This window comes from Actinoplanes sp. HUAS TT8 (assembly GCF_051380535.1).
Taxonomy (GTDB): domain Bacteria; phylum Actinomycetota; class Actinomycetes; order Mycobacteriales; family Micromonosporaceae; genus Actinoplanes.
Map to the genome: position 1 here is coordinate 11,151,080 of NZ_CP195646.1, position 24,770 is coordinate 11,175,849.

The 24,770-nt window shown below is 70.9% G+C and carries 17 protein-coding genes; 13 read left to right on the top strand and 4 right to left on the bottom strand.

Annotated features, from left to right (window positions below):
- The first annotated feature begins 70 nt into the window (after positions 1–70).
- The 3 genes from ACSHV8_RS49790 (at position 71) to ACSHV8_RS49800 (ending at position 6,921) form a co-directional block, all read left to right on the top strand.
- A complete protein-coding gene (locus tag ACSHV8_RS49790; RefSeq protein WP_436527488.1) occupies positions 71–3,064 on the top strand; it encodes an FtsX-like permease family protein in 2,994 nt (997 codons plus the stop codon).
- Positions 3,061–5,991 carry an FtsX-like permease family protein gene (locus tag ACSHV8_RS49795; RefSeq protein ID WP_436527489.1) on the top strand — a complete coding sequence of 977 codons (2,931 nt, stop codon included), beginning with the start codon at positions 3,061–3,063 and terminating at the stop codon, positions 5,989–5,991. The genes ACSHV8_RS49790 and ACSHV8_RS49795 overlap by 4 nt, the downstream gene beginning before the upstream one ends.
- A gap of 111 nt (positions 5,992–6,102) precedes the next feature.
- Positions 6,103–6,921 (top strand): DUF4142 domain-containing protein, encoded by an 819-nt coding sequence (locus ACSHV8_RS49800; RefSeq protein WP_436527490.1) that lies wholly within the window; start codon positions 6,103–6,105, stop codon positions 6,919–6,921.
- Positions 6,922–7,250: 329 nt separating this feature from the next.
- On the opposite strand, the gene ACSHV8_RS49805 is transcribed toward ACSHV8_RS49800, so the two are convergent.
- Positions 7,251–8,093, bottom strand: a complete 843-nt coding sequence (locus ACSHV8_RS49805) for an ABC transporter ATP-binding protein (protein WP_436527491.1) — start codon at positions 8,091–8,093, stop codon at positions 7,251–7,253.
- A 66-nt stretch (positions 8,094–8,159) separates the two neighbouring features.
- Here ACSHV8_RS49805 and ACSHV8_RS49810 point away from each other — a divergent pair, with 66 nt between their 5' ends.
- The 4 genes from ACSHV8_RS49810 to ACSHV8_RS49825 all read left to right on the top strand — a co-directional run bounded on the left by ACSHV8_RS49810 (position 8,160) and on the right by ACSHV8_RS49825 (position 13,747).
- Positions 8,160–9,098 (top strand): ribose-phosphate diphosphokinase, encoded by a 939-nt coding sequence (locus tag ACSHV8_RS49810; protein ID WP_436527492.1) that lies wholly within the window; start codon positions 8,160–8,162, stop codon positions 9,096–9,098.
- A 101-nt stretch (positions 9,099–9,199) separates the two neighbouring features.
- A complete protein-coding gene (locus ACSHV8_RS49815) occupies positions 9,200–11,227 on the top strand; it encodes a hybrid sensor histidine kinase/response regulator (protein ID WP_436527493.1) in 2,028 nt (675 codons plus the stop codon).
- Positions 11,228–11,430: 203 nt separating this feature from the next.
- Complete coding sequence (locus ACSHV8_RS49820; RefSeq protein ID WP_436527494.1) at positions 11,431–13,038, top strand: serine/threonine-protein kinase; 1,608 nt, start codon at positions 11,431–11,433, stop codon at positions 13,036–13,038.
- Positions 13,039–13,084: 46 nt separating this feature from the next.
- Positions 13,085–13,747: a hypothetical protein gene (locus tag ACSHV8_RS49825; protein ID WP_436527495.1), complete on the top strand. Its 663-nt coding sequence runs from the start codon at positions 13,085–13,087 to the stop codon at positions 13,745–13,747.
- Positions 13,748–13,800: 53 nt separating this feature from the next.
- Here the strand turns inward: ACSHV8_RS49825 and ACSHV8_RS49830 are convergent, their stop codons facing one another.
- Together ACSHV8_RS49830 and ACSHV8_RS49835 are read right to left on the bottom strand one after the other, a co-directional pair.
- Positions 13,801–14,100: a PLDc N-terminal domain-containing protein gene (locus tag ACSHV8_RS49830; RefSeq protein ID WP_436527496.1), complete on the bottom strand. Its 300-nt coding sequence runs from the start codon at positions 14,098–14,100 to the stop codon at positions 13,801–13,803.
- A gap of 179 nt (positions 14,101–14,279) precedes the next feature.
- A complete protein-coding gene (locus tag ACSHV8_RS49835) occupies positions 14,280–15,065 on the bottom strand; it encodes an SGNH/GDSL hydrolase family protein (protein ID WP_436527497.1) in 786 nt (261 codons plus the stop codon).
- Between the two features lie 242 nt (positions 15,066–15,307).
- Between ACSHV8_RS49835 and ACSHV8_RS49840 the strand changes: the two genes are divergently transcribed.
- A complete protein-coding gene (locus ACSHV8_RS49840) occupies positions 15,308–15,685 on the top strand; it encodes a hypothetical protein (protein ID WP_436527498.1) in 378 nt (125 codons plus the stop codon).
- A 735-nt stretch (positions 15,686–16,420) separates the two neighbouring features.
- On the opposite strand, the gene ACSHV8_RS49845 is transcribed toward ACSHV8_RS49840, so the two are convergent.
- Positions 16,421–17,440: a LacI family DNA-binding transcriptional regulator gene (locus ACSHV8_RS49845; protein WP_436527499.1), complete on the bottom strand. Its 1,020-nt coding sequence runs from the start codon at positions 17,438–17,440 to the stop codon at positions 16,421–16,423.
- A 137-nt stretch (positions 17,441–17,577) separates the two neighbouring features.
- Here ACSHV8_RS49845 and ACSHV8_RS49850 point away from each other — a divergent pair, with 137 nt between their 5' ends.
- The 5 genes from ACSHV8_RS49850 to ACSHV8_RS49870 all read left to right on the top strand — a co-directional run bounded on the left by ACSHV8_RS49850 (position 17,578) and on the right by ACSHV8_RS49870 (position 24,730).
- Complete coding sequence (locus tag ACSHV8_RS49850; protein ID WP_436527500.1) at positions 17,578–19,560, top strand: beta-galactosidase; 1,983 nt, start codon at positions 17,578–17,580, stop codon at positions 19,558–19,560.
- Complete coding sequence (locus ACSHV8_RS49855; protein WP_436527501.1) at positions 19,557–20,426, top strand: carbohydrate ABC transporter permease; 870 nt, start codon at positions 19,557–19,559, stop codon at positions 20,424–20,426. The genes ACSHV8_RS49850 and ACSHV8_RS49855 overlap by 4 nt, the downstream gene beginning before the upstream one ends.
- The gene (locus ACSHV8_RS49860; RefSeq protein ID WP_436527502.1) at positions 20,423–21,250 is read left to right on the top strand and encodes a carbohydrate ABC transporter permease; all 828 of its coding nucleotides are present in this window, start codon (positions 20,423–20,425) and stop codon (positions 21,248–21,250) included. Before ACSHV8_RS49855 ends, ACSHV8_RS49860 begins: the two co-directional genes overlap by 4 nt.
- 91 nt (positions 21,251–21,341) lie before the next feature.
- Positions 21,342–22,673: an ABC transporter substrate-binding protein gene (locus ACSHV8_RS49865; RefSeq protein WP_436527503.1), complete on the top strand. Its 1,332-nt coding sequence runs from the start codon at positions 21,342–21,344 to the stop codon at positions 22,671–22,673.
- Positions 22,670–24,730 carry an alpha-galactosidase gene (locus tag ACSHV8_RS49870; protein ID WP_436527504.1) on the top strand — a complete coding sequence of 687 codons (2,061 nt, stop codon included), beginning with the start codon at positions 22,670–22,672 and terminating at the stop codon, positions 24,728–24,730. Before ACSHV8_RS49865 ends, ACSHV8_RS49870 begins: the two co-directional genes overlap by 4 nt.
- Positions 24,731–24,770 lie beyond the last annotated feature (40 nt).

Consider the following 24,770-nt stretch of genomic DNA (forward strand, 5'->3'; position numbering starts at 1 on the left):
GCCGAAACTTCCGGTCACCACGGAGCGCGATGAGGGCGTAACCTCCCCGATGACCCACGGGGGAGGATCGATGTTCGCGCTCGTACTCGGCGCGGTGCGCACCCGGACCGCACAGGTGCTCACCATCCTCGTGCTGGCCACCCTGGCCGCGGCCGTCGCGGTGGCCGGCCCGTGGTTCGCGTTCGCCGCGGCCGGCCGGTCCGCCGGGGCCGACCTGGCCGCCGCCGGCGCCTCGGAACGCTTGGTCACCGCCCAGCAGGCGGTCAGCACCAACGGCGATCCGGGCGCCGCGTCGGAGGAGTTCGCCGGCCGGGTGCGTGAGGCGCTGCGGCTGCCGGCGAGCGAGCCGACCTCCGGGCTGTTCACCTCGATGACCCTGCGACAGAGCACCGCCGGCACCTCGATCCGCCTGGCCTACCGGGAGGGGTTCTGCGACCACGTCCAGCTTGACGGCCCGTGTCCGGCCCAGCCCGGCGAGGGCGCGATCAGCGTGGAGACCGCCCGGCGGCTCGGTCTCACCCGCGGCTCGACCGTGGCGACGTCGTCGTCACTGGTCAGCGGCATCGTTTCGATCAGGGTGGTCGCGCTGTACACGCGGCTGGACCCGGACGGGCCCTACTGGGCGAGCGAGGTCTACCGCTCCGCCGCCGGTCTCGACCCGGTGTTCGTCCCGATCGCCCAGTTCCGGGCCAAACCCCTGTGGAACCCCATCAGCACGTACGAGATCGTTCTGCCGGACGATCTGATCCGCGACGACCGGGACCTGACAGCGAAGCTGACCGCCGCGGACAACCGGCTCGGCGCCGACGAGGTGCAACTGGACGTCAACTCACGGGACCTGCTGTCGACGATCGCCCGGGACCGGTCCACCGTGCTGCGTGGCGTGCTCACCACCGGCGTCCAGATCGTCGTCCTCACCTGGTTCGCGATCGGCCTGGCCGGGCGTTACACGTCCCGTGACCGCCGGGCCGACGCCGCGCTGCTCAAGCTGCGGGGAATCAGCCGGTGGGGCGCTCTGCGCCTGGCCTGGGGGCAGCACCTGGTGCCGCTGGTCGCCGGGTTGCTGCTCGGCGCCCCGGCCGGATACCTGCTGGCCCGGGCCCTGGCCGGCACGTCTTTCGGCGCCGGTGACCAGCGGGCGGCGCTGATCTGGTCGGCCGGTGGGGCCGGCGCCGTGCTGCTCGGCGGCCTGGCCGTCCTCGCCGCGGTGGAGGCGTCCCTGCTCGGTCGCCCGGTGGCGGTCCTGCTGCGCCCGGCGGCCCCGGGCGGCAGCCCGTGGTGGTCCGCGCTGGCTGACGCGCTGCTGCTGACGGTCGCCGCGGCCGCGCTCTTCCAGGCTCGCGCCGGTAGCCCGGTGATCGGCGTCGACGCGGCCGCCCCGGCCCTGGTCACGCTCGCGGTGGGTCTGCTGGCGGCTCGGCTGTTCGGCCGGGTGGCGTCCCGCACCGGCCGGGTGGCGCTGCGCTCCGGCCGGCTGCGCCTCGGTCTGAGCGCCCTGCAGATCTCCCGCTCGGCCGGCGCGGAACGCCTGTTCGCGCTGGTCGTGGTCGGGGTTGCGCTGTTCCTGTCGGCGTTCGGCGGCCAGCAGGCCGAGAGGGCGGAACGGGACGCCCGTAGCACGGCCGACCTCGGCGCGGTGCGGGTTCTCACGGTGCCCGGCACCAACCGCACCGCGCTGCTCGATGCGGTCCGCCGGGCCGATCCGGGCGGCCGTGAGGCGATGGCCGCGGTGATCAGCCTCGACAACCAGGTGCGGGTGCTCGAAGTGGACACCTCCCGGCTCGCCGCCGTGGCCGCCTGGCGCCCGGAATACGGCGCGGTCACCACCCTGCCGGACGCCACCGGCGCGGTGGCCGAGCCCGGCCTGCCGCCGATCACCGGGGACCGGCTCACCGTGAGTTACGAGCGGAGCGGCCCGGCCGCCGTCGCGCTGACCCTGACCCTGCGGCACGAGGCGACCGGGGCGCCGGTGACCGTGTCGTTCGGCGCGCTGCCGGCCGGCCGGGGTACCGCGACCGCACCGGTCCAGGGCTGCCGGTCGGCCCCCGGCTGCCGGATCGTCAACTGGTCGATGACCACCCCGCCGGACGCCGACGGGCGCACCCGGCCGCCACCCGAGGGCGCCGGGATCGCCGTGCGCGAGCTGCGCCAGGACGGGGCGCAACCGGTCGTGCTGGACGGCACGACACTCGCCGACATCGCCCGCTGGCGGCCCGGGACGGTCGGCTCGGCACTCGACATGGCCGCCGCCGACGGCGCGTTGCGGCTGGTCACCGACGCGAACACCGGCGGTCTGCCGCATGTCGGGGTCGACGTGTGGGCGGCCGGCACGCGCGGACCGGTCCCGGTGGTGCTGGCCGGCGCCCTGCCCGCGGATTGGCGGTATTCCGATGCGCTGCTCACGGCGTACGGGGAACCGGCACCGGTCCAGGTGACCGCGACCGTTGCGGCCCTGCCGGTGGTCGGGCGCAACGGAGTCATGACCGACCTGGGCGTCACCAGCCGCCTGGCCGGGGTGGCCGACGCGGGCGGGCAGTTCCAGGTCTGGCTTGCCCCCGGCGCCTCGCCCGGGATCGTCGCCCGGCTCACCGCCGCGGGTCTGACGGTCGGAACTGACACGACGGCGGCTCGGCGCGCGCACGGGCTCGGCGAGCAGGGACCGGCCGCGGTGGTCCGGTTCGCGCTGCTGGCCGGCGTGGCCGCGTTGCTGCTGGCCGCGGTGACCGTCGCCGTCGGGGTGGTCGCCGAGCGGCGATCACTCGGCGCCCAGCTGAACGCGCTGCGCCGCCAGGGCCTGCCGACCCCGGTCGCGGCGGCGGCCGGGGCCGCGGGGACCGCCGCCCTGGTCGTGACCGGGGTTCTGACCGGGGTGGTGGCCGCGAACCTGAGCGTTCTGGCGACCGGGAGCCCGGTGCCCGAGTTCACCGACGGCTGGCGAGTGCTGCCCGGCCAGGCGCCGCTGCCGCCGGGAACGGTGGCCCTGGCCACCGTCGCCGCACTGATCCTGCTCGGACTGGTGGGCTGGCTGTCGCTGCGCCCCCTGATCAGGGGGTTGCACCGATGATGGCGCTGGTGTTCGCGATGGTCTGGCACCGCCGGGGCCAGTCGATCACACTCGCTCTGCTGTCACTGCTGGCGGTGGCGTCCGCGGTGGCCGCCCCGGCGTACCTGGTGGCCGCCGAACGCGCGGTGGCGGCCGGCCAGATCGCGACCGCATCCACCGGCGAGCTGACCCTGACCGTCCGCGGTTCGCAGGACCCGTCGGCCGGCGGCTCCGACGGGGATTTCGCCGAGATCGGCGGCACGCTGATCGCGTTGCCCGGCTTCCGGTACATCTACTCGCAGGAGGTGCCGACCGTCGGGCTGGAAAAGACCGACAGGTATCCGTCGCGCCTGGTCTTCCGGCAGGATGCCTGCTCGCACCTGCAGATCGTCGCCGGGCGGTGCATGTTCGGCGAGGGCGACGTGCTGATCGGCGAGCAGACCGCGAAACGGCTCGGCCTGGCGCCGGGTGACGCGATCACCCTTGCGGCCGCGATCCCCGACAACTCGACCGGCCTTCCGCGGTATGTGGCCGCCGGCAAACCGAAGGCACTGGTCGTCGCCGGGACGTACCGCGTGCCACAACCCGGTGAGACGTACTGGGGGCGGCACGGCTACTTCGTCAGCGGCCCGGACGTCGGCTCCGGCGAGCCGCTCTTCACCATGGCGATGACGTTCCCGGCGATGGACCGCACCCGCACCACGCTGGCGATCGACGGCCTCGCCGGCCCCAGCACCCTGGACATCGACCGCATCACCCAGCTGCGCGCCGAGTTGAACAAGTTGAACCAGGCGGCCGGCGACCTCGACGCGACTCTGCAGATCGACACCGACATCCCGTACCTGCTCGACCGTATCGACCAGGGGCGTGCGTCCGCCCGGCTGCTGGTTCCGGTGCTGGCCGTACCGCTGGTTCTGCTGGCCTGCTTCAGCATCTATCTGACCGTGGGGTACGGCGCCCAGGGCCGGCAGAACGAACTGGCGGTGGTCGCGTTGCGGGGCGCCCGCTGGTGGTCCCGCTGGTGGCTGGCCACCGGGGAGAGCCTGATCGCGGTGCTGGCCGGGGCGATCGCCGGCTGCCTGGCCGGGCAGCTGCTGATCGACGTGGTGGCCGCGGTCCGCTTCCCCGGCGTCAGCCAGACGGCCGACTGGTCGTCACTGCGCTACGCGCCCGTCGCCGCCCTGATCGCGCTGCTGGCCGCGGTCGCCGCCCAGCGCCGCCAGCTCACCCGCCCGGTCGCCGGGCTGCTCCGGCGGATCCCCGCGCCGGGTACGGGCCGGGTCCCGTTCGGCGAGGCGGTGCTGCTGGCGCTGGCGCTGCTGGCCGCCGGTCAGCTCTATCTCTCGAAGGGCACGCTGACCGGGATCGGACTGTTCGCGCCCGCGTTCGTGCTGCTCGTACTGGCGTTGCTGCTGTCACGGGCGTTGTTGCCGGTGATCGGCCGGATCGCGGCCCGGGCCCTGCGTCGCGGGCGGCTCGGGCCGGCCCTGGCCGGCTTGCAGCTGACCCGCCGGCCCGGCGCCTCACGGTTGTTCGCGCTGCTGACGGCCGCGACCGCGGTGGCCGGGTACGCGGGGTGCGCGGTCGACACCGGGGTGCGTGACCGGGACGCCCAGGCCCGGCTCGGCGCCGGCGCGGAGCGGGTCCTGATGGTCGAGCCGGTCTCCGGACGCCAGCTGCTGGACGCGGTCCGGGCCGCCGACCCGCAGGGCACCTGGGCGATGGCGGTCACCCAGATCTCCAGCGGGGGGAACGAGCCGACCACCGGCCTGGCCGTGGACACCCGGGCCCTGCCCGCGGTGGCCATCTGGCCGGGGGACGGGCCCTCGGCCGGCCTGGTCGCGGAACGGATCCGGCCGGCCGATGTGGAGCCGACCATGGTCACGGGGCCGGAAATCGCTGTCGACGTCACCAGCGGCAGCGACAAGCTGCAGCTCGCGATGTCGGTCTCGTCGGCCTCCGGCGAAGCCCTCGTCGACTTCGGGCGGATGCGGGTGGGCCGGGCGACGTACCGGCAGTCGGCGACCGTCTGCGCCACCGGCTGCCGGATCAACAGCGTCCAGGTCGGCGGGAGCAGCCGCGACCAGGTCAAGGCTCATCTGGTGATCCACTCGTTGGGCGATCGGTGGGCGGTGTCTCAGCGAGGCCGGCTGACCGTCCGGCCGGACGGCATCGCGCTCGACGTCGACGTGTCGCCGGCCTACGCCGAAGTCGCCCGGCTGCATCCGTCCGGGGTGCCGGCTCCGCTGCCCGTGGCGCACACCGGAACGGCCCCCGAGTTGATCCGGGGACTGGCCGACGACGCGGTCCCGGTGGCCCCGGCCGTCGCGTTGCCGGTGGTGCCGAGCCTGGGCCGGCAGGCCTGGATGATGGATCTCGGCTACGCCGGGCTGCTGGCGTCGAGCACCCGGCGCGCGTCGTCGACCCAGGTCTGGCTGAACCGGTCGGCCCCGGCCGACGCGGTGGACCGGCTCACCGCGCAGGGCCTCTCGGTCGTCGACGACACCGGGAAGGCCGCTGTCCAGGAACGTCTGGAGCGGCAGGGCCCGGCCCTGTCGCTCGGCTTCTACCTGCTCGCGGCCGGGCTGGCGACGCTGCTCGGGGTGGGGGCGCTGGTCCTGACCGTGGCCGTGGACCGGGGCCGCCGCACCGAGGATCTGGTGGCCATGCGGGTGCAGGGGCTGCGGCGGGGGACGGCCGGGCAGGCGACCTTCTGGACGTACCCGGTGCTGGTCACGGCCGCGGTGCTGGCCGGGATGCTGGTGGCGCTGGCCGGGTGGTGGCTGACCGGGTGGGCGCTGCCGCTGGCCGGGATCAAGCCACCGGACCTGCCGCTGCCGGGGTGGCCACGGGCCGGGGTGCTGCTGTGGTGGGCGGTCGCGGTGCTGGTTCCGTACCTGGTGGCGGCCGTGCTCGGCGGCCGCGACCTGCGTCGCCGGGTGGGCTGAGAGGGGTCTATCACGTACGAAAAAATCGCACCAGGGCCGAAAGACCCTGGCGACATTGATCCACCGGCGCTCCTGATCCGTTCTCGTGCATGAACAAGCTGTGCGGGAGCTGTGGAGGAGGTTCGTGTGGTCGCCGTCGAACTGGGATCGCGCCTACGCCATCTGACCGGGGTCGCTGTAGCCGTCGTGGCGCTGGTGCTTATGCAACCGCGTGCGGCGCTGGCGGCCGACGACCCGGGCGTGCCGGTACCGCCGAACCAGCTGATCACCGACACCGGTGAGGGCGAGGTCTCGGCGGCCGACCGGGACTTCGCGACCAAGGTGCGGCTGGCCGGGCTGTGGGAGATGCCGGCCGGGCAGATGGCCCAGGAGAAGTCCGACGACCCGCGGATCCAGCAGATCGGCAAGGACATCGCGGCCCAGCACACCGTGCTGGACCAGCTGGTCCGGGCCGCGGCCAAGAAGCTCGACATCGACCTGCCGAACAAGCCGAACGCCGACCAGCAGGGCTGGCTGGGCGAGATGCGGGCGGCCCAGGGCAAGGAGTTCGACCAGATCTTCGTGGACCGGCTGCGGGCCGCGCACGGCAAGATCTTCCCGGCGATCGCGACGATCCGGGCCAGCACCCGCAACGACACGATCCGGAAGCTGGCTCAGCGGACCAACCAGTTCGTGGCCACGCACCTGACGCTGCTGGAGAGCAGCAACCTGGTCGACTTCAACGAGCTGCCGACCGCGCCGCCGCCGACCACGGCGCCGGCCAAGACCGACACGGTGCTCTCGGCCAACCAGTCGGCGGTCAGCGATCAGTCGTCCAAGGTGACCACGCCGGTGGTGGCGGTCGTGGTGGTCGCGGCGTTCGGCGTCGCCTTCCTGATCACCCGCAAGATGTGGCCCAAGCAGCCCCGCCGCCGTCGCCGCTACTACTGACCAGCTGGCCCTGAGGGCTGCAAAAACCCGCCGGAAGGACCGTCAGCACCAGCTGGTGCTGACCAGCTGGCCCTGAGGGCTGCAAAAACCCGCCGGAAGGACCGTCAGCGCCAGCTGGTGCTGACCGGCTGGCCCTGAGGGCTGCAAAAACCCGCCGGAAGGACCGTCAGCGCCAGCTGATGCTGACCGGCTGGCCCTGAGGGCTGTGAAAACCGTCCAGGAGGACCGTGAGCGCCAGCTGGCAACCCGCAGCTGGCGCTCGCTGCTGTCGGGGGCCGTCGGACGGGAGCCGTTGGACGGGGGCTGGCGACGGGAGTTGGCGGGCGGGGTCAGGTGACGGGTTCGGTGCCGCCGGGGACCAGGGTGACCTCGCCGTCGATGTGCTGGACGGTGAACAGGGTTCCCGGCGGGTAGGAGCCGAGGACCTCCGGCGGCAACTGGACGGTCCCGTCGCCGGCGACCACGGCGAAGTCCTGCCCGTCGCGCCCCTCGGCGCCGACCCGCCCGTCCCGGATGGTGACGGCCCGGCCGAGGCGCGCGCCGACCTCGTTGTCGTGGGTGACCACCACGATCGTGGTCTCCCGTTCCCGGTTCACCGTTTCGAGTGCATCAAGAACCTCGTCCCGCCCGGCGGTGTCCAGCCGGCTGGTCGGCTCATCGACCAGGAGTAGTCCGGGCCCGGTGGCGATGCCGACCGCGAGGGCGGCCCGCTGCCGGCCGCCGGGGGTCAGGTCGGCCAGCTTGCGACGGCCCTGACCAGGCAATCCGACCAGATCGAGGATGCGGTCGGGATCGTCCAGCTTGATGCCCCGGGTGTGCGCGGCCCGGCGCTGGGCGAGCCAGATGTTGCGGTGCAGGGTCGCGTACGGAAGCAGGTTCCGCGCCGCGCCCTGCAGCACCACGCCGATCTCGGTGCCGCGCAGCCGGGAGATCTCGCCGTCGGCCAGCTTCCCCAGGTCGTATGTACCCACGTTGATCCGGCCGGCCGACGGGCGCATCAGCCCGGCCAGCAGCGCGATGAGGGTGGACTTGCCGGAGCCGGAGGGCCCGACCAGGGCGATCGTCTCGCCCGGGGCGATGGAGAGATCGACTCCGGCCAGGGCCACCACGTCCCCGGCCTCGGCGCGGTAGATGTGCACCACCCGCCGGCACGCGACCGCCAGTCCGTTCATGAGAGCACGCTAACGTCGGAGGAGGTGTCCTGACGACCCCGTACGCCCGCCTCTTAGCATGTGGCCGTGCGTGACATCGCCGTTTTCACCGGATCCGCCCATCCCGAACTGGCCGCGGAGATCTGCGAGCACCTCGGTGTGCCACTCCTGCCGACCCGGATCTCCCGGTTCGCCAACGACTGCATCGAGGTGCAACTGGAGGGGAACTGCCGGGAACGGGACGTGTTCCTGATCCAGCCCCTGGTCCCTCCGACCCAGGAGCATCTCGCCGAGCTGCTCTTCATGCTCGACGCCGCCCGTGGCGCGTCGGCCGGCCGGATCACCGTGGTCCTGCCGCACTACGCCTACGCCCGCTCCGACAAGAAGGATGCCCCGCGCATCTCGATCGGTGGCCGCCTGGTCGCCGACCTGCTCACCACCGCCGGCGCCAATCGGGTGCTGGCCATGACCCTGCATTCCCCGCAGGTGCACGGCTTCTTCAGCATCCCGGTGGATCACCTGCACGCGCTGCGCGAGCTGGCCCACCACTTCCGCGGTTACGACCTGAGCAACACGGTGGTGGTCTCGCCCGACCTGGGCAACGCCAAGGAGGCGGCGGCCTTCGCCCGGCTGCTCGGCATCGAGGTGGCGGCCGGCGCCAAGCAGCGTTTCGCCGACGACAAGGTGGTGATCAACTCGATCATCGGTGAGGTCGGCGACCGGGACGTGATCGTGCTGGACGACGAGATCGCCAAGGGCAGCACGGTCTTCGAGCTGCTGGCCCGGCTGCGCGAGCGGAACGTCCGCAGCGTGCGGGTGGCCTGCACGCACGGCCTGCTCACCAACGACGCGGTGCAGCGCCTGGCCGCGGAGAAGGAGATCGAGGAGATCGTCTGCACCAACACGGTGCCGATCCCGCCGTCCAAGCGGCACGAGAAGCTGACCGTGATCTCGGTGGCGTCGGCGCTGGCCGAGGCGATGCGGCGTATACACAACGGCGAGTCGGTGAGCGCCCTCTTCCAGTAAGAACCGCCCGGAATCCGGTCCGGTCGTGAACATCCGGGCCGGATTCCGCCGAACACCCCTCACGCACGTCCCATGACACGAAAAATGTGCACATGGGTGTCATGGCTTACCCCCTCCGGTACGCGCTCGCCGATCTCGCCCTCGCGCTCAGTCGCGCCGCGGCGGATCCGGCCGAGGTGCGATCCACAGCGGCCCGCGCCGCCGCCGACATGATCGGCGACGGCGCCGGGGTGCAGTTGCTCCGCGACGACGGCCCGTACGAACAGATCGCGTACCACCATCTGGAGGACGCGCGCTCCGCTCCGCTGGCCCGGGCCCTGGACCGCGCCGGTCACGCACCCGACGACGAGTACTCGACCACGCTCGCCGCCAGTCGCCGCCCGATAGTGCTGGCCGGGGACTCGGCGGCAGCGTTGGCCCCGCCCGAGCACGGGATCACGGCCGCGGTGCTGAGCCCGGTGATCGTGGACAACACGTACGCGGGCTATTTGATTTTGACCCGGCACACACCGGACGCCTTCTATTCGACCCCCGAGGTCGAACTGGCCCGGGACATCGCCGGTGAGCTGTCGCTGGCGGTGGCCGGCTCCCGGGCCCAGGAACGGCTGCGGGCGGCCGAGGAGCGCTACCGCCGGGTGCTGGAGACGATCCCGGAAGGCGTGCTGCAGCTGGACCCGGACGGCGTGGCGACCTACGCCAACGAGCCGATCGGTGTGGTCCTGGGGATGCCCCGCAGCGAGCTGATCGGGGTGTCGCTGCGCGGTTTCCTGGACAACCAGGGGCAGAAGGAGCTGGACCGGCGGATCACCGAGTGCCGGCAGGGCCGGTCCACGGTCGGCGCCACCCGCCTGATGCGGGCCGACGGCTCGCGGCGCAGCGTGCGGATGAGCATGATGCCGGTCCGGGACGACAACGGCGAGTTCGGCGGCGTGCTCTGCATGATCACCGACACCACCGACCACATCGACGCCCGTGGCCTCAAACGGCAGCTCGACCACCTGCGCCGGCTGGACAGCCTGGGCCAGCTCATCGGCGGCCTGTCGCACGACTTCAACAACCTGATGACCGTGGTCGCCGGCTCGGCCGACATGATCCTGTCGCAGACCGACGAGGACTCGTCGCCGCACCAGCTGGCCAAGGACATCATGGAGGCGGTGTCGACCGGGCGCACGCTCACGCACCAGCTGCTGGCGTTCGGCCGCAGCGAGGGGAACCGGCCCGAGGTCATCCCGATCCCGGATCTGCTCACCGACGTGCAGTCGCTGTTCTCCCGGACCCTGGGCGAGCGCATCGGCCTGGACCTGACCTTCGGCCCGGACGTCTGGCCGGTCAAGGCCGAACGCGGCCCGCTCGAACAGGCCCTGGTCAACCTGGCCGCCAACGCCCGCGACGCGATGCTGCACGGCGGCATGGTCCGGGTCGCGGCGACCAACGAGGTGGTCGAGCCGGGTCAGCTCGCCGAGGGTGCGCCCAACGGCAAGCTGGTGCACCTGGTCGTCACCGACACCGGGGTCGGCATGGAGGAGGAGATCCGCAAGCGCGCGCTGGAGCCGTTCTTCACGACCCGGCCCACCGCGGCCGGCCTGGGCCTGGCCACCACCGCCGGGATCGTGCAGAACCTGGGCGGGCACATCGAGCTGGAGTCGCGTCCGCGGATCGGCACCACGGTGCACATCTACCTGCCGGCCGCCGAGGAGCAGAAGCAGCCGGCCGGGGAGCGCAAGGACAAGTCGGCGGTGATCGGCCGGGTGCTGATCGTCGAGGACCAGCCGGACGTGGCCCAGCTCGTGCAGCGGCTGATCGCGCCGGCCGGCTACGAGATCGCGGTGGCCACCGACGCGCTGACCGCGGTCACCCAGGTGGCCTCGGGCGCCCGGCCCGACCTGCTGATCACCGATGTGGTGATGCCGACCATGACCGGCCCGGAGCTGGCCGGGGCGCTGCGCACGCACCAGCCCGACCTGCCGGTGCTGTACATGTCCGGATACACCGCGGCGTCGCTCGGGCCGCAGCTGCACCTGGACGAGAACAGCATGCTGCTGGAGAAGCCGTTCACCCGGTCGACGCTGCTGGGCGCGATCCGGTCGCTGTGCGGTCCGCAGCCGGCCCCGTCGGGTCCGAACGTCTGAACGACGCCGGCGCTTGATCGTGACGGTCCGGGAGTCAGTCCTCCCGGACCGTGCGAATCTGAGCGCTGGGACTTGCCAGTTCGTACGGACAAATCGCAATATCTCGGGGCATTGCCGTCAGGCGGAAGGATCCCCGAGTAATGCAGGATTCCACGGACAGTGAGCCCCTAGCCGGACGGAGTGTCGGTAATTCCTACCGCCTGGTGAAACCGATCGGCCAGGGCGCGACCGGCACGGTCTGGGAGGGCGTCGATGCCTCCGGGCAGCCGGTGGCGGTCAAGCTGCTGCACGAGAGCCTGCTGCGCCAGCCGCGGCTGGTCACCCGGTTCGTGCAGGAGCGGACCATCCTGCTGATGCTGCGGCACCGCAACGTCGTGCGGGTCCGCGACCTGTTCAGCGTGGGGGAGACCCTCGGCCTGGTGATGGACCTGGTGGCCGGCGGCAGCCTGCGCGACCACCTGGAACGCGTGCGGACCGTGGCCCCGGCCGAGGCGGCCCGGCTCGCCGCGCAGGTCGCCGACGCGCTGGCCGAGGCCCACGAGCTGGGCATCATCCACCGGGACCTGAAACCGGACAACATCCTGGTGCTGGAACGCGAGGGGAAGCTGGACACCCGGCTGACCGATTTCGGCATCGCCCGGATCCTCAACGTGCCGAGCATGACCACCCCCAACGCGGTGGTCGGGACGCCGCACTACATGGCGCCGGAGGCGTTCCACGGGGTCACTCCGAGCTCGGCCACCGACGTGTACGCGCTGGGCGTTCTCCTCTACGAGCTGGTCTCCGGGCAGCCGCCGTACATGAGCGACTCGGTGCCCGAACTCATGCGCATGCACGCCGAGGGCCGCCCCGAACGCCGCCCCGGCATCCCCGACGAACTGTGGAAACTGATCAGGTCGTGCCTGTCGGCCAAGCCCCGGCAGCGGCCGGCCGCGCCCGCGCTCGTCCGCGACCTGCGGCTGCTGGCCCGCAAACTGTCCGGGCTGGCCGCGCTGCCCCCGCCGTCGGCTCCCAGCCTGCCCCCGGTGGACCCCGACGACATGGCCGTCGACCCGCCCGAGCTGCGCGAAGCCGTACAGGTGCCGAGCTCGCCGAGCCGCCACGCGGTGCCGCCGGTCCGCCGTCCGCGCAACAACGCTCCGAGCTACCGCTGGGCCCGGTCCAACGCGACGGTCGCCGTCCTGGCCGGGATCCTGCTGGCCACCGGGGTCACCACCTCGGTCTGGCGTCTCGCCCCGGACCAGCGCGCCGCCCCGCCGCCGCACGGTGTCGTGCTCTCCGGCCCTCCGCTGCGGGCCGCCGCCTCGGCCGCCGCTTCCCGGGCCGCGAGGAAGCCGTCCCCCACGGCCAAACCGCGGCCCAAGGCCGCTTCCCCGACCAAAAAGCCGATTAAGGTACGGACGAAGCACGCCGTCGAGACACGCTCCCCGCAACCCGAGGGGGACGTGCGGGGCCCGTGGCAGTGCGCGCCCGGCCTGATGATCGACCTGGCCACCCGCAGCCCGCTCGCGCCGAAACCGTGCCACTCGATCGGCCGCGACGTCCGGTACCAGGCGTCGCTGACCGCCCCGGCCGGCGGGCGCGGGCGCATCGAGGTGACCCTGCGCGACGCCGACACCGGGCGCACCGTGGCCGGTCCGACCACGTGCGACGGGCTCACGTTCACGCCGGGGGCGATGACCAAGGCGTGCGGTCCGGCCGGCGTCCGGCCCCGGCGGGGACGCAACTACACGGTCGTGATGGCGTTCCGCTACGAGCGCGACGGCCACACCGCGACCAGTGTCGCGAGGGGTCGAGTCTTCACCTGGTGACGTAGCCCACTAAGATCCATCGATACGCCGGGAGGGGGCTTCCGTCATGAGCTTTGATCTGTACGTCTGGCACGAGCCGGAGGCGATCACGCCCGGGCTCGCCGAGAGCAAACTGCGCCGCTGGCGGGATGAGGAACCCGGTGTGTTCCGGGCCCATCCCGGGGTGCTCGCGCTGCACACGGACCTGCTCGGCCGCTTCCCGCCGGACTCCGGCGTCTGGAGCGTCGCGCCGGATCCGTCCGATACCGTCCTCGCCCTGAGCGTCGCCTGGTCCCGTGCCGGCGAGGTGGGCGCGGCCGTCGTGGGCCTGGCCCGGGAACACGGCCTGGTCTGCTACGAGCCGCAGTCCCACCTGTTGAACCCGAACGCGGCCGGGAACATCCCCGGGTTCACGCTCACCTCGGCCGCCGGGCCTGACGTGCCCGATCCGACCGAGAAGCGGATCGAGCAGCGGGTCCGGCGGCTGGGGCCGGACAACCACTTCCTCATCCTGGAACGCTCCGACGGGTGGTTCGTGCAGGTCGGCTACGGTCCGGCGGCCGGCACCGACCCCGGGCGGTACGCGTTGGAGTACCGGGAGGGCAACCCGGACCGGCACTACCGGACCGAGACGACCGACCTGAGCGAGGCCGCCCGTCTGCTGACCGAATTCCTGGCCGGTGCCGACACGTACAAACGCCGTCACATCTGGCATCCGCTCTTCACGTAGAAATGTCGAAGCGCCCGCTTCCGGTGGGAAACGGGCGCTTCGGGCAGGTCACGTCATCGGTTGCGGATCTTCTCGGCCAGCATCCGCAGGAACTCCGGGTCGTCATCCGGCCCGATCGGCGCCGCCGGCACCACCGCCCACCCCGGAACCGCCGGTCGGCCCGCGCCCGGGGCCGCGCGACCGGCCCGGAACCAGGCGATCGCCCCGGCCAGCGGGCAGACGATCACCAGTACCAGCCAGGCACCCCGCGGGAAGTGCTGCACACGATCCCGCTCGGTGGCGAGGCAGTCGATCACCGCGACCACGGTCAGCGCGACGGTGACGAGAAAGAGCAGCGTGTTCACTCGGGCCATGCCCAGGGATCCTGCCCAGTGCGGGCAGCCACCACGTTCCCCGTCGGTTGCGACCGGGTTGCGCCCTCCGGGGCGGGGCTGACGCCGTACGCGCAAATGCGTTTTTTGATCTTCTGGTTTTTGATCTTCTGTCTTTGGATCGGGCGGCGGGTCGCGCGGACCCGCCGCCCGGCCGTCGGTCAGGAGACGGCGCTGGTCAGAGCGGGCAGATAGCCGAGGGTGTAGCCGTTGGTGTTCGGGTGGTAGGAGTTCTGCGGGGGGATGATCGTCAATCCGTTGAGGTACGGCTTGGACGCGCACACGCCGTGCCCCGCGAAGTTGTCCCGGACGTCGGCGTAGGTGAAGCCGGCCGCCGCCGCCCGCGCCTTGATCATGTCGTCGAGGACCTGGGCGCCGCTGTTCAGGGCCTTGCGCTTGGTCGTGTTCATCTCGCAGATCGACGCCGAGGTGTCGAAGATGTTCGGATAGGAGAGCACGACGACCTTCGCGCCCGGGGCCTTCGCCCGGATCGCGTTGTAGGTCGCGTCGAGCTTGCCCGGGAGCGTGTTCGCGACATACGCCTTACCGGCGTTCACCTTCGCCGTGCACGTGGCATCGCTGCTGGTCAGGCACGTGATCACGGTCGGCGCGAAGCCGGCGTCGTTACCGCCGATGGTGATGCTGACCAGGTCGGCGCCGCTGGCCATGGCCGGCACCTGGGTCTTGAGGACGTCGTCGGTGACCGCGCCGCTGCAGGCCAGGAACTGGAACGTGGCCGGACCGTTCTTGGCCGCCCACTGCGCCGCGTAGCTGTAGTTGCTGCGCAGGCAGCTGCCGGATTGTCCGGGCGCGCCGACCCCGGACGAGTAGGAGTCGCCGAGGGCGACGTAGTCGACGCCGGCCGCCTGAGCGGGGGATGCGGCGGCGACAGTGAGCGCGAGGACGGACGAGGTGACGAGACAGGCGAGGACGGTAGCCCTACTCATCGGTGGCCTCCGATATCCATATGCGGATCTCTGGGGCCGAAGCGCTTCGGTTACCGCACAGTAAGTCAGGGTGGTGGGAAATGGAATCCGGTGATTTTCCTGTTACAAGGGAGTAACATGCATCGATGTGACCTGGGGTTATGGCCCTGGGTGATGTTACATGGGCGCTTTGTGACGGGTTCTCAACCGCTGTCGAGCGGGTCTTCAGCGTGTCTCCAGAAAAGCGCGTTACGTTCGGGCGCATGGAAGAGAACCGGGCTCGCCGCGTCGTCGAGCGGTTGCGCGGGCGCAACGTCTTCGCCCATCTGAAACTCCCCCACGCCGGCCTCACGCAGTACGGGATTCGCGTCGTCCTGCCCGACGGGCGCGAGGCCATCTGGGACAACGACGGGACCGCCGGGCTCGAAGCGCAGGTCATGCGCGACGGGATCCTGGTCGGATTCGTGCCGTCGATCCCGGGCTCGGAACAGTTCACCGACGAGCAGATCATCGACGCGGTGGCCGCGGCGGACTACGACCAGCCGATCGGCCGGTCCGCCCCGACGTCCAACCGTCGCCCGACCCCGCCACCCCCACCGCCCAGTCTCGCCCAGCGCCTCCGCACCACCTTCGGCGCCTGACTCCCGCCCGCCCCGCCGCCCGCCGGCCGGCCGGCCACAGGCTCGGCCGCGCGCCGTGGCCCGCCCAGCTGGTGCTGAGGGTCGTCTCCGAGCGCCGACGCAGTCCTGAGCACCAGCCCGCCCGCGACCCCCGCCGGGCGCAGGCTCGGCCCCGCGCCGCACGCCGGCCGGCTGGTGCTGAGGGCTGCATCCGAGGGTGCGAGACAGCCCTGAGTGCCAGCCGGGCCGCGGCCTTCGCTGGGTGCGGGGTTGGCTGCGCGGCGCGTGCTGGTCGGCTGGTGCTGAGGGCTGCATCCGAGGGTGCGAGACAGCACTGAGTGCCAGCCGGGGTGGCGCGGCTGGTGCTGAGGGCTGTTTTCGAGGGGTTGGGGCAGCCCTGAGTGCCAGCCGGGCCGCGGCCTTCGCTGGGTGCGGGGTTGGCTGCGCGGCGCGTGCTGGTCGGCTGGTGCCGAGGGTTGTCTTCGAGGGGTTGGGGCAGCCTTCAACACCAGCCGGTGCCCGCGCGAGCTGAGCGGCTGGTCGTGGGGATGTCTTGGAAGAGCTGGGGCGGCCCGCATCGCCAGCCCCCAGCAGTGCGGCTGGTGGTGAGAGGTGCCTCGCGGCGCCGGACCGTGCGAGCGGGGCGGACCGTGCGAGTCGGGCGGACCGTGCGAGTCGGGCGGCTTGGGAGAGTCGGGGGCTTGGGGGAGTCGGGGGGCTCGGGGAGTTGGGGGTGGGTCAGGGAGCTGGGGGTGGTCAGGCGGAGTCGCGCCAGATTACCGGGGTGGGGAGCAGCTGGCCGAGAGTTTCGATCTGTTCGCCGCGGAGTTGGCGGAGGATCAGCTGGGCGGCCACGGCTCCTATTTCTTTCGCCGGCTGGTGCACCGTGGACAGCTGGGGCTGGGTCCGCACCGCCCACGTACTGTCGTCGAAGCCGACGATTCCCACCTCGCGGGGCACGTTGCGGCCGGCTTCGCGGAGCGCTTCGAGGGCGCCGGCGGCGATGGCATCGGAGGCGGCGAAGACGCCGTCGATGTGCGGGTCGCGTTCCAGGAGCAGCCGCATGCCCTTGACGCCGGAGCCGTAGTCGTAGTGCGGAACTTCCGCGACCAGTTCGGGGTCGAACAGGGGACCGAGGGCGGTGCGGAAGCCGGCCAGGCGGTCGATGCCGGAGTCCCGGTCCATGGCGGCGGCGATCATGCCGATGCGGCGGCGGCCGGTGGCGACCAGGCGGGCCGTGACGTCGCGGGCGGATCCGGCGTTGTCGATGCCGACGTACGGAATCGTGCCGTCCAGGTCGGGTGGGTGGCCGACGAAGGCGGCGGGCAGCCGCAGGTCGCCGATGACCTGGATGATCGGGTCGTGGGCGCGGGCCGACACGACGATCGCGCCGTCGACGAAGCCGCCGCTCAGGTAGCGGGCGACGCGTTCCATGTCGCGGCCGGACTCGACGACCAGGCTGACCATCTGGTGGTCGGCCAGGGAGAGGGCCGCGTTGGCGCCGAGCATGATCGCGCCGATGTTCGGGTCGTCGAGGAAGAGTGAGTGCGGCTCCAGGGCGACGAACGCGACCGCTTCTGATCGGCGCATCTTGAGGGCGCGGGCGGCCGTGTTGGGAACGTAACCGACCTCGGTGATCGCGGCTTCGATGGCGGCGCGGGCCTCGGCGGAGACGTAGCCGCCGTTGAGGACGCGACTGACGGTGCCCCGGGACACGCCCGCGGCGGCCGCGATGTCGTGCACCGTGGCGCGTTTCGGGGGCTTGGGCTGGGACATGCGCTTCACGATAGCCCGGCCGACGCTATTGACCTCGCGCCAACCCAGTCCTACTGTGTGCACGTTCACACATCCGTAACGCCCATTTAGGCGCAGCGAAATGTGTGCACGTGCACACACTCGTGACCAGGAGTTTTATGAACAGCATCATTCTGGGTTGCGACTACAACCCGGAGCAGTGGACGCCCGACGTCTGGCGTGAGGACGTCGCGTTGATGCGGGCGGCCGGCGTCGACCTGGTCGCGGTCAACATCTTCGGGTGGTCCAACCTCGAGCCGGCCGACGGGCGGTTCTCGTTCGACGATCTCGACGAGGTCATCGAGCTGCTGCACGCCAACGGCATCAAGCTCAACCTGGGCACGGGTACGTCGTCCCCGCCGCCGTGGCTGACCACCAGGCATCCCGAGATGCTCCCGGTCGCCGCCGACGGCACCACCCGCTTCCCCGGCGGCCGGCAGGCCTGGTGCCCGAGCTCCCCGATCTTCCGGGACCGGGCGTACGAGCTGGTCCGCCGCGTCGCCGAGCGCTACGGCGACCACCCGGCGCTCGCCCTCTGGCACGTCTCCAACGAGCTGGGCTGCCACAATGCGCTCTGCTACTGCGAGACCAGCGCCGAGGCGTTCCGTTCCTGGCTGCGTCGCCGGTACGGCAAGATCGAGACCCTGAACGAGGCCTGGGGCACCTCCTTCTGGAGTCAGCGCTACGGCGACTGGGCCGAGATCCAGCCGCCGCGGGCCGCGCTGTCGATCCGCAACCCGGCGCAGATCGTCGATTTCCACCGGTTCAGCTCGGACGAGCTGCTGGACTACTACCGGGGTGAGACCGCGATCCTGCGGGCCCACTCGTCGGCCCCGGTCACCACGAACTTCATGGTCACCGCGCACATCCGCAACCTGGACTACTGGTCCTGGGCCGGCGAGATGGACGTGATCGCCAACGACCACTACCTGGACCACCGGCTCGGCGACCCGGTCGCGGAGCTGTCCTTCGCGGCCGACCTGACCCGGGGTCTGGCCGGTGGGAAGCCGTGGATCCTGATGGAGCAGGCGGCCGGTGCGGTCAACTGGCAGCCGTACAACCTGACCAAGGCGCCGGGCGAGATGCTGCGCAACACGCTGACGCATGTGGCCCGCGGCGCCGACTCGATCTGCTTCTTCCAGTGGCGGGCGTCGGCGCAGGGGGCCGAGAAGTTCCACTCGGCGCTGCTGCCGCACGCCGGCACCGACACCGTGGCCTGGCGTGAGGTGCTGCGTCTGTCGGCCGCGCTGGACGCGATCGGCGAGGTGGCCGGTACGACCGTGGACGCCGACGTCGCGCTGGTCTTCAGCTGGGAGTCGTGGTGGTCGGCCGAGGGGGAGGCCCGTCCGTCGCAGGCGGTGAACTACCTCGACCAGGTGCACGCGACGCACCGGGCGCTGCGCGGGCTGGGCGTGACCTGTGACGTCGTCCCGCCCGGGGCCGACCTGTCGAAGTACAAGCTGGTCGTGGTCCCGTGCCTCTACATGGTCGGGGACGCGGCGGCGGAGCGGATCACCGAGTACGTCGCCGACGGCGGCCACCTGCTGGTCACGTTCTTCAGCGGGATCGTCGACGAGCGGGACCGGATCCGGCTGGGCGGTTACCCGGGCGCGTTCCGGGACGTGCTGGGCGTCCGCACCGAGGAGTTCGCCCCGCTCAAGCCGGGTCACGAGGTGCACCTGACGAACGGCGCGACCGGGTCGCTCTGGACCGAGCGGCTGCGCACGACGTCGGCGGCGACGATCGCGAGCTATCTCGACGGCCCGCTCCCGGGGACCCCGGCGATCACGCGTAACGAGTTCGGTGACGGCGTCGCGTGGTACCTGGCGACCGCCCTCGATGACACTGCCATGCAGGAATTCGTGCGAAATGTCGTACCAAATCAGGAAGTTGATCTTAAAAAGGTCGACGAAAAAACGGACGTCGAAGTCGTGCGCCGCAGCGGAGACGACCGCAGCTACCTCTTCGTCGTGAACCACGGCGCGAATCCCGTCGAGTACCCGGCGACGGGCCACAACCTCATCACCAATGAACCGGTCGGCCCAACGCTGTGCGTCGAGGGCGGCGGAGTCGCAGTAGTCAGGGAGGAGGCACGAGCATGACCAGGAAAAAGCCGATAACCGCGATCCTCTTCTTCGTTCTTCCGTTCGGGCTGCTGTTCATCGCGTTCTATCTCGCGCCGATCGGGTACGCGATCAAGCAGTCCCTCTACAAGGTCACCCGCACCGGCACGTTCGGGCCGGCGCACGAGGTCTTCGGCGGCTTCGAGCAGTACCAGCGTGTGTTCCAGAACGGGCCGTTCTGGGAGTCGATCGGCCGGGTGCTGCTGTTCGGCGTGGTGCAGGTCCCGGTGATGCTCGGGCTGGCGCTGCTGCTGGCCCTGCTGCTCGACTCCGGGCTGGTCAAGGGGCGGGCGTTCTTCCGGCTGGCGTTCTTCGTGCCGTACGCGGTCCCGGGTGTGGTCGCCGCGATCATGTGGGGCTTCCTCTACTCACCGAACCTGTCGCCGTTCACCGCGGTCACCAAGACCTGGGACCTGCTCTCCGCGGATCTCGTGCTCTGGGCCATGGCCAACGTCGTGACCTGGGTGTACGTCGGCTACAACATGCTGATCATCTACTCCGCCCTGCTGGCGATCCCGCAGGAGGTGTACGAGGCGGCCAAGCTCGACGGCGCCGGCCCGTTCCGCACCGCCTGGTCCATCAAGATCCCCCTGGTCATGCCCGCGATCGTGCTGACCACGGTCTTCTCGATCATCGGAACGCTGCAGCTGCTGGCCGAGCCGCAGGTGTTCCGCACGTTCAGCTCGGCGGTGTCCAGCACGTACACCCCGAACCTGACCGTCTACAGCACCTCGTCGATCCCGAACTTCAACCTGGCCGCCGCGTTCTCGGTGGTCCTGGCCCTGGCGACGTGCATCCTGTCGTTCGCCTTCCTCAAGGTCACCCAGCGGGGAGGCGACAAGTGAAGTCCAAATCCGCCGCCATGGCGATCATGGGGATCTGCACGTTCTACTTCCTGGTCCCGATCTGGTGGCTGTTCGTCGGGGCGAGCAAGTCCCGCTCGGACTTCTCGAACACCACCCCGCTCTGGTTCGCCCACTTCAACCTGGGGCAGAACCTGAGCGAGCTGTTCCACTACCGCGACGGCGTGTTCCTGCGCTGGATGCTGAACAGCATCCTCTACACCGGCGGGGCCGCGCTGCTCGGCACGATCCTGGCCGCGATGTGCGGATACGCCCTGGCCAAGTACAACTTTCCCGGCCGGGAGGCGATCTTCAACGTCGTCCTCGGCGGGGTCCTGGTGCCGGCCACCGCGCTGGCCCTCCCGCTCTTCCTGATCTTCTCGCAGCTGAACGCGACCAACACCTTCTGGTCGGTGTTCCTGCCCAGCCTGGTCAACCCGTTCGGGGTGTACCTGGCCCGGATCTACGCCACCGCGAGTGTTCCGGACGAACTGCTGGAGGCCGCCCGGCTCGACGGCTCGGGCGAGGTGCGCACCTTCTTCACCGTCTCCACCAAGTTGATGTTCCCCGCCCTGGTGACCATCTTCCTCTTCCACTTCGTCGCGGTCTGGAACAACTTCCTGCTGCCGCTGATCATGCTCGGCAACGAGCGGCTGTTCCCCGTGACGCTCGGCCTCTACTCCTGGAACACCCAGGTCAACCAGCTTCCCGAGCTGCGGATGCTGGTGCTCACCGGCGCTCTGGTCTCGATCGTCCCGCTGGTCGTGGCGTTCCTGCTGCTCCAGCGCTTCTGGCGCAGTGGCCTCGGCTCCGGCGCCGTCAAGTAACTCACCGTCCGGCGCTGGAACGTCATGTCGCATCAGCGCCGGAAAAATCCGAAAAATCCCCTCCCATAAAAACCTAGAGATAGGTCCTCCCATGAAACTGAAAGCCATCCTCGGCCTCGCGCTGACCACCTCGCTGGCCCTGACCGCCTGCTCCTCCGGCGGTGACGACGACACCTCGGCCACCGCCCCCGGCGCCGCGAGCTGCGCCCCGTCGAGCGGCCCGGTCACCCTCAACTTCACCTCCTGGATCCCGGGGATCGAGGACGTCGTCAAGGTCTGGAACGCCAAGAACCCGAACATCCAGGTCAAGGTCCAGACCGGCCCGAACGGCAACGGCGGCACCTACCAGAACTTCTTCAACCAGCTCAAGGCCGGCAACGCCCCCGACCTGGGCCAGATCGAGTACGACGCGCTGCCCAGCTTCCGCGTCCAGGACGGCCTGACCAACCTGGCCGGCTGCAAGCCGGTGACCGACGCCAAGGACCAGTTCATCGACTGGACCTGGAACCAGGTGTCGTTCGGTGAGAAGGACGCCGTCTACGGCGTGCCGCAGGACTCCGGCCCGATGGCGCTGTTCTACCGCAAGGACCTGTTCGAGAAGGCCGGCATCCCGGTGCCGACCACCTGGGAGGAGTACGCGGCCGACGCCGTCAAGGTGAAGGCGGCCGGCGGTTACATCACCAACTTCTCGCAGAGCGACATCAACCAGTTCGCCGGTCTGGCCTGGCAGGCCGGTGGCCACTGGTTCAGCAACGACGGCAGCAAGTGGACCGTGAACTTCCAGGACGAGGCGACCACCAAGGTGGCCGACTACTGGCAGGACCTGATCGCCAAGAAGCTGGTCTCGGCGGTGCCGCCGTGGACCACCGAGTGGGACAGCGCCTACAACAAGGGCCAGGCCTGGACCTGGGTCTCCGCGGTCTGGGGGGCCAACTCGATCTCCTCCGGCGCGCCGGACACCTCGGGCAAGTGGGCGGTCGCCCCGATGCCGCAGTGGACCGCCGGGGGCAAGACCGCCGGTAACTGGGGCGGCTCGTCGACCGCGGTCTTCAAGGGCTCCAAGCACCCGTACGAGGCGTCGCAGTTCGCGATCTGGCTGAACACCTCCGAGGAGGCGCTTACGCTGCTCAACGAGAAGGCCAACCTCTACCCGGCCACCAAGACCGGTGGTTCGCTGGCCGCGCTGAGCAAGGGCGTCGACTTCTACGGCGGCCAGAAGATCTACGACGTCTTCGCCGAGGCCGCCACCGAGGTCACCCCCGACTTCACCTGGGGACCGACGATGACCTCGACCTACGCCACCGCGTCGGACGGCTTCAAGGCCGCCGTCTCGGGCAGCGGCACGCTCTCGGACGCGCTGAAGAAGGCCCAGACGTCGACGATCGACAATCTCAAGTCGCAGAGCATCCCGGTCGCCGAGTGACCCTGTATCACCTTCGCGCCGCGGGCGTCAGCTTCGTGCTGGACGCCCGCGGTGTCGTTCTGCACTGGGGTCCGGATCTCGGGGAACTGCCGGATTCCTTCGCCGGGACCCAGGTTCCGGCGATCTCGCCGAGCTCGGTCGACGTACCGCTGCAATTGCCTTTGCTCGCGGGTCTGCGCGACGGATGGAGTGGTCGTCCGGCCCTGGCGGGCCATCACGACGGAAAACCCGCCGGAACGCTGCGGGCCGCCGGGGTCGAGCTTTCGGAAAACACGATTACGGTACGGACGGAAAGCGCCGACAGAAGCATTTCCGCGTCCACCGAGATCGAGCTGACGGCGCAGGGGGTCCTCCGGATCCGGCACGTGCTCACCAATCACGATCCGCGCGTTCTCGAACTGTCCGCCCTGGACGTGCTGCTGCCGATTCCGTACGAGGCTCAGGAGCTGCTCGACTTCAGCGGCCTGTGGGCGCACGAGCGCCGGCCTCAGCGCTCGCCCCTGAGGCAGGGCGTGTGGAGCCGGGAGAGCCGGCACGGCCGGCCCGGGCACGACGACGCGTTCCTGCTCATGACCGGTGAGCCCGGCTTCGGTTTCCGCAGCGGCCGGATCTGGGCGCTGCACCTGGCCTGGAGTGGCGACAAGCGGATCTGGGCGGAACGTTCCGCGCTCGGCCGGTCGGTGATCGGCGCCGGTGAGCTGCTCGCGCCGGGCGAGATCCGGCTCGCGCCCGGCGAGTCCTACGCGACCCCGTGGGCGATCGCGGTCTTCTCCGATTCCGGGATCGACGGCCTCTCCGACCGTCTGCACCCGTGGATCCGGCAGCAGAAAGCTTTCACGAAACCACGCCCGGTCGTGCTGAACACGTGGGAGGCGGTCTATTTCGACCAGTCCCTCGACCGGCTCACCGATCTGGTCGACGCGGCCGCCGAGGTCGGCGTCGAACGATTCGTGCTCGACGACGGATGGTTCACCGGACGCCGCGACGACCGCCGGGCACTGGGCGACTGGTATGTCGATCCGGACGTCTGGCCGGACGGCCTGCACCCGCTGATCGCCCGCGTGCACGCGGCCGGAATGGATTTCGGGCTCTGGGTCGAACCGGAGATGATCAGCCCCGACTCGGCCCTGGCCCGTGCGCATCCGGACTGGATTCTCGGCCCGGATCCGGCGTTGACGTGGCGATTCCAGCGCGTGCTCGACCTGGCGAATCCCGATGCCTACGAATACGTTCTCGGGCGGCTCACCGATCTGCTCGGCGAATACCCGATCGCGTTCCTCAAATGGGACCACAACCGGGACCTGCTCGAACCCGGCGCGGCCCATCGGCAGACCACCGCGCTCTACCGGCTGCTGGGTGCGCTGCGGTCGGCGTTCCCGGACGTGGAGATCGAGAGCTGCGCGTCCGGCGGGGCCCGGATCGACCTGGGGATCCTGCCGCTCGTCGACCGGTTCTGGACATCGGACACCAACGATCCGCTGGACCGGCAGCACATCCAGCGCTGGACGAGCGTGCTGGTACCGCCGGAGATGCTCGGCGGGCACCTGGGCGCGGGGACGGCGCACGTCACCGGCCGTACCTCCGCATTGGGTCTTCGATTGGCGACGGCCCTGTTCGGGCACGCGGGCATCGAGTGGGACGTCTCCCGGGCCGGCCCGGAGGACCGCGCGCTGATCGCCCGATGGGCCGACGAGTATCGGCGCCGGCGTCCGCTTCTGCACACGGGCCGGGTGGTTCGCGCGGACACGCCCGACCCGGCGGTGCTGCTGCACGGCGTCGTCGCCCAGGACCGCTCGTCGGCGCTGTTCGCCCTGGTCACGCTCGATGCTCCGGCCGCCGCGCTCCCGCCGCCGATCCGGTTCCCGGGTCTCGACGCTGAAGCCACCTATCGCGTGACGGCCTGGGGCGACCCGCCGCGGGTGGTCCAGGACGCCCCGCCGCCGTGGCCGGCCGACGGGGTCGAACTGACCGGCCGGATCCTCGCCGAGGTCGGCCTCCCGGCCCCGCTGCTGGTTCCCGAACAGGCCGCCCTGTTCACGCTGGTGCGCATCGGTTGACACCGTCGGTGACGATGACACTCCACTGTGGTCACCGGGG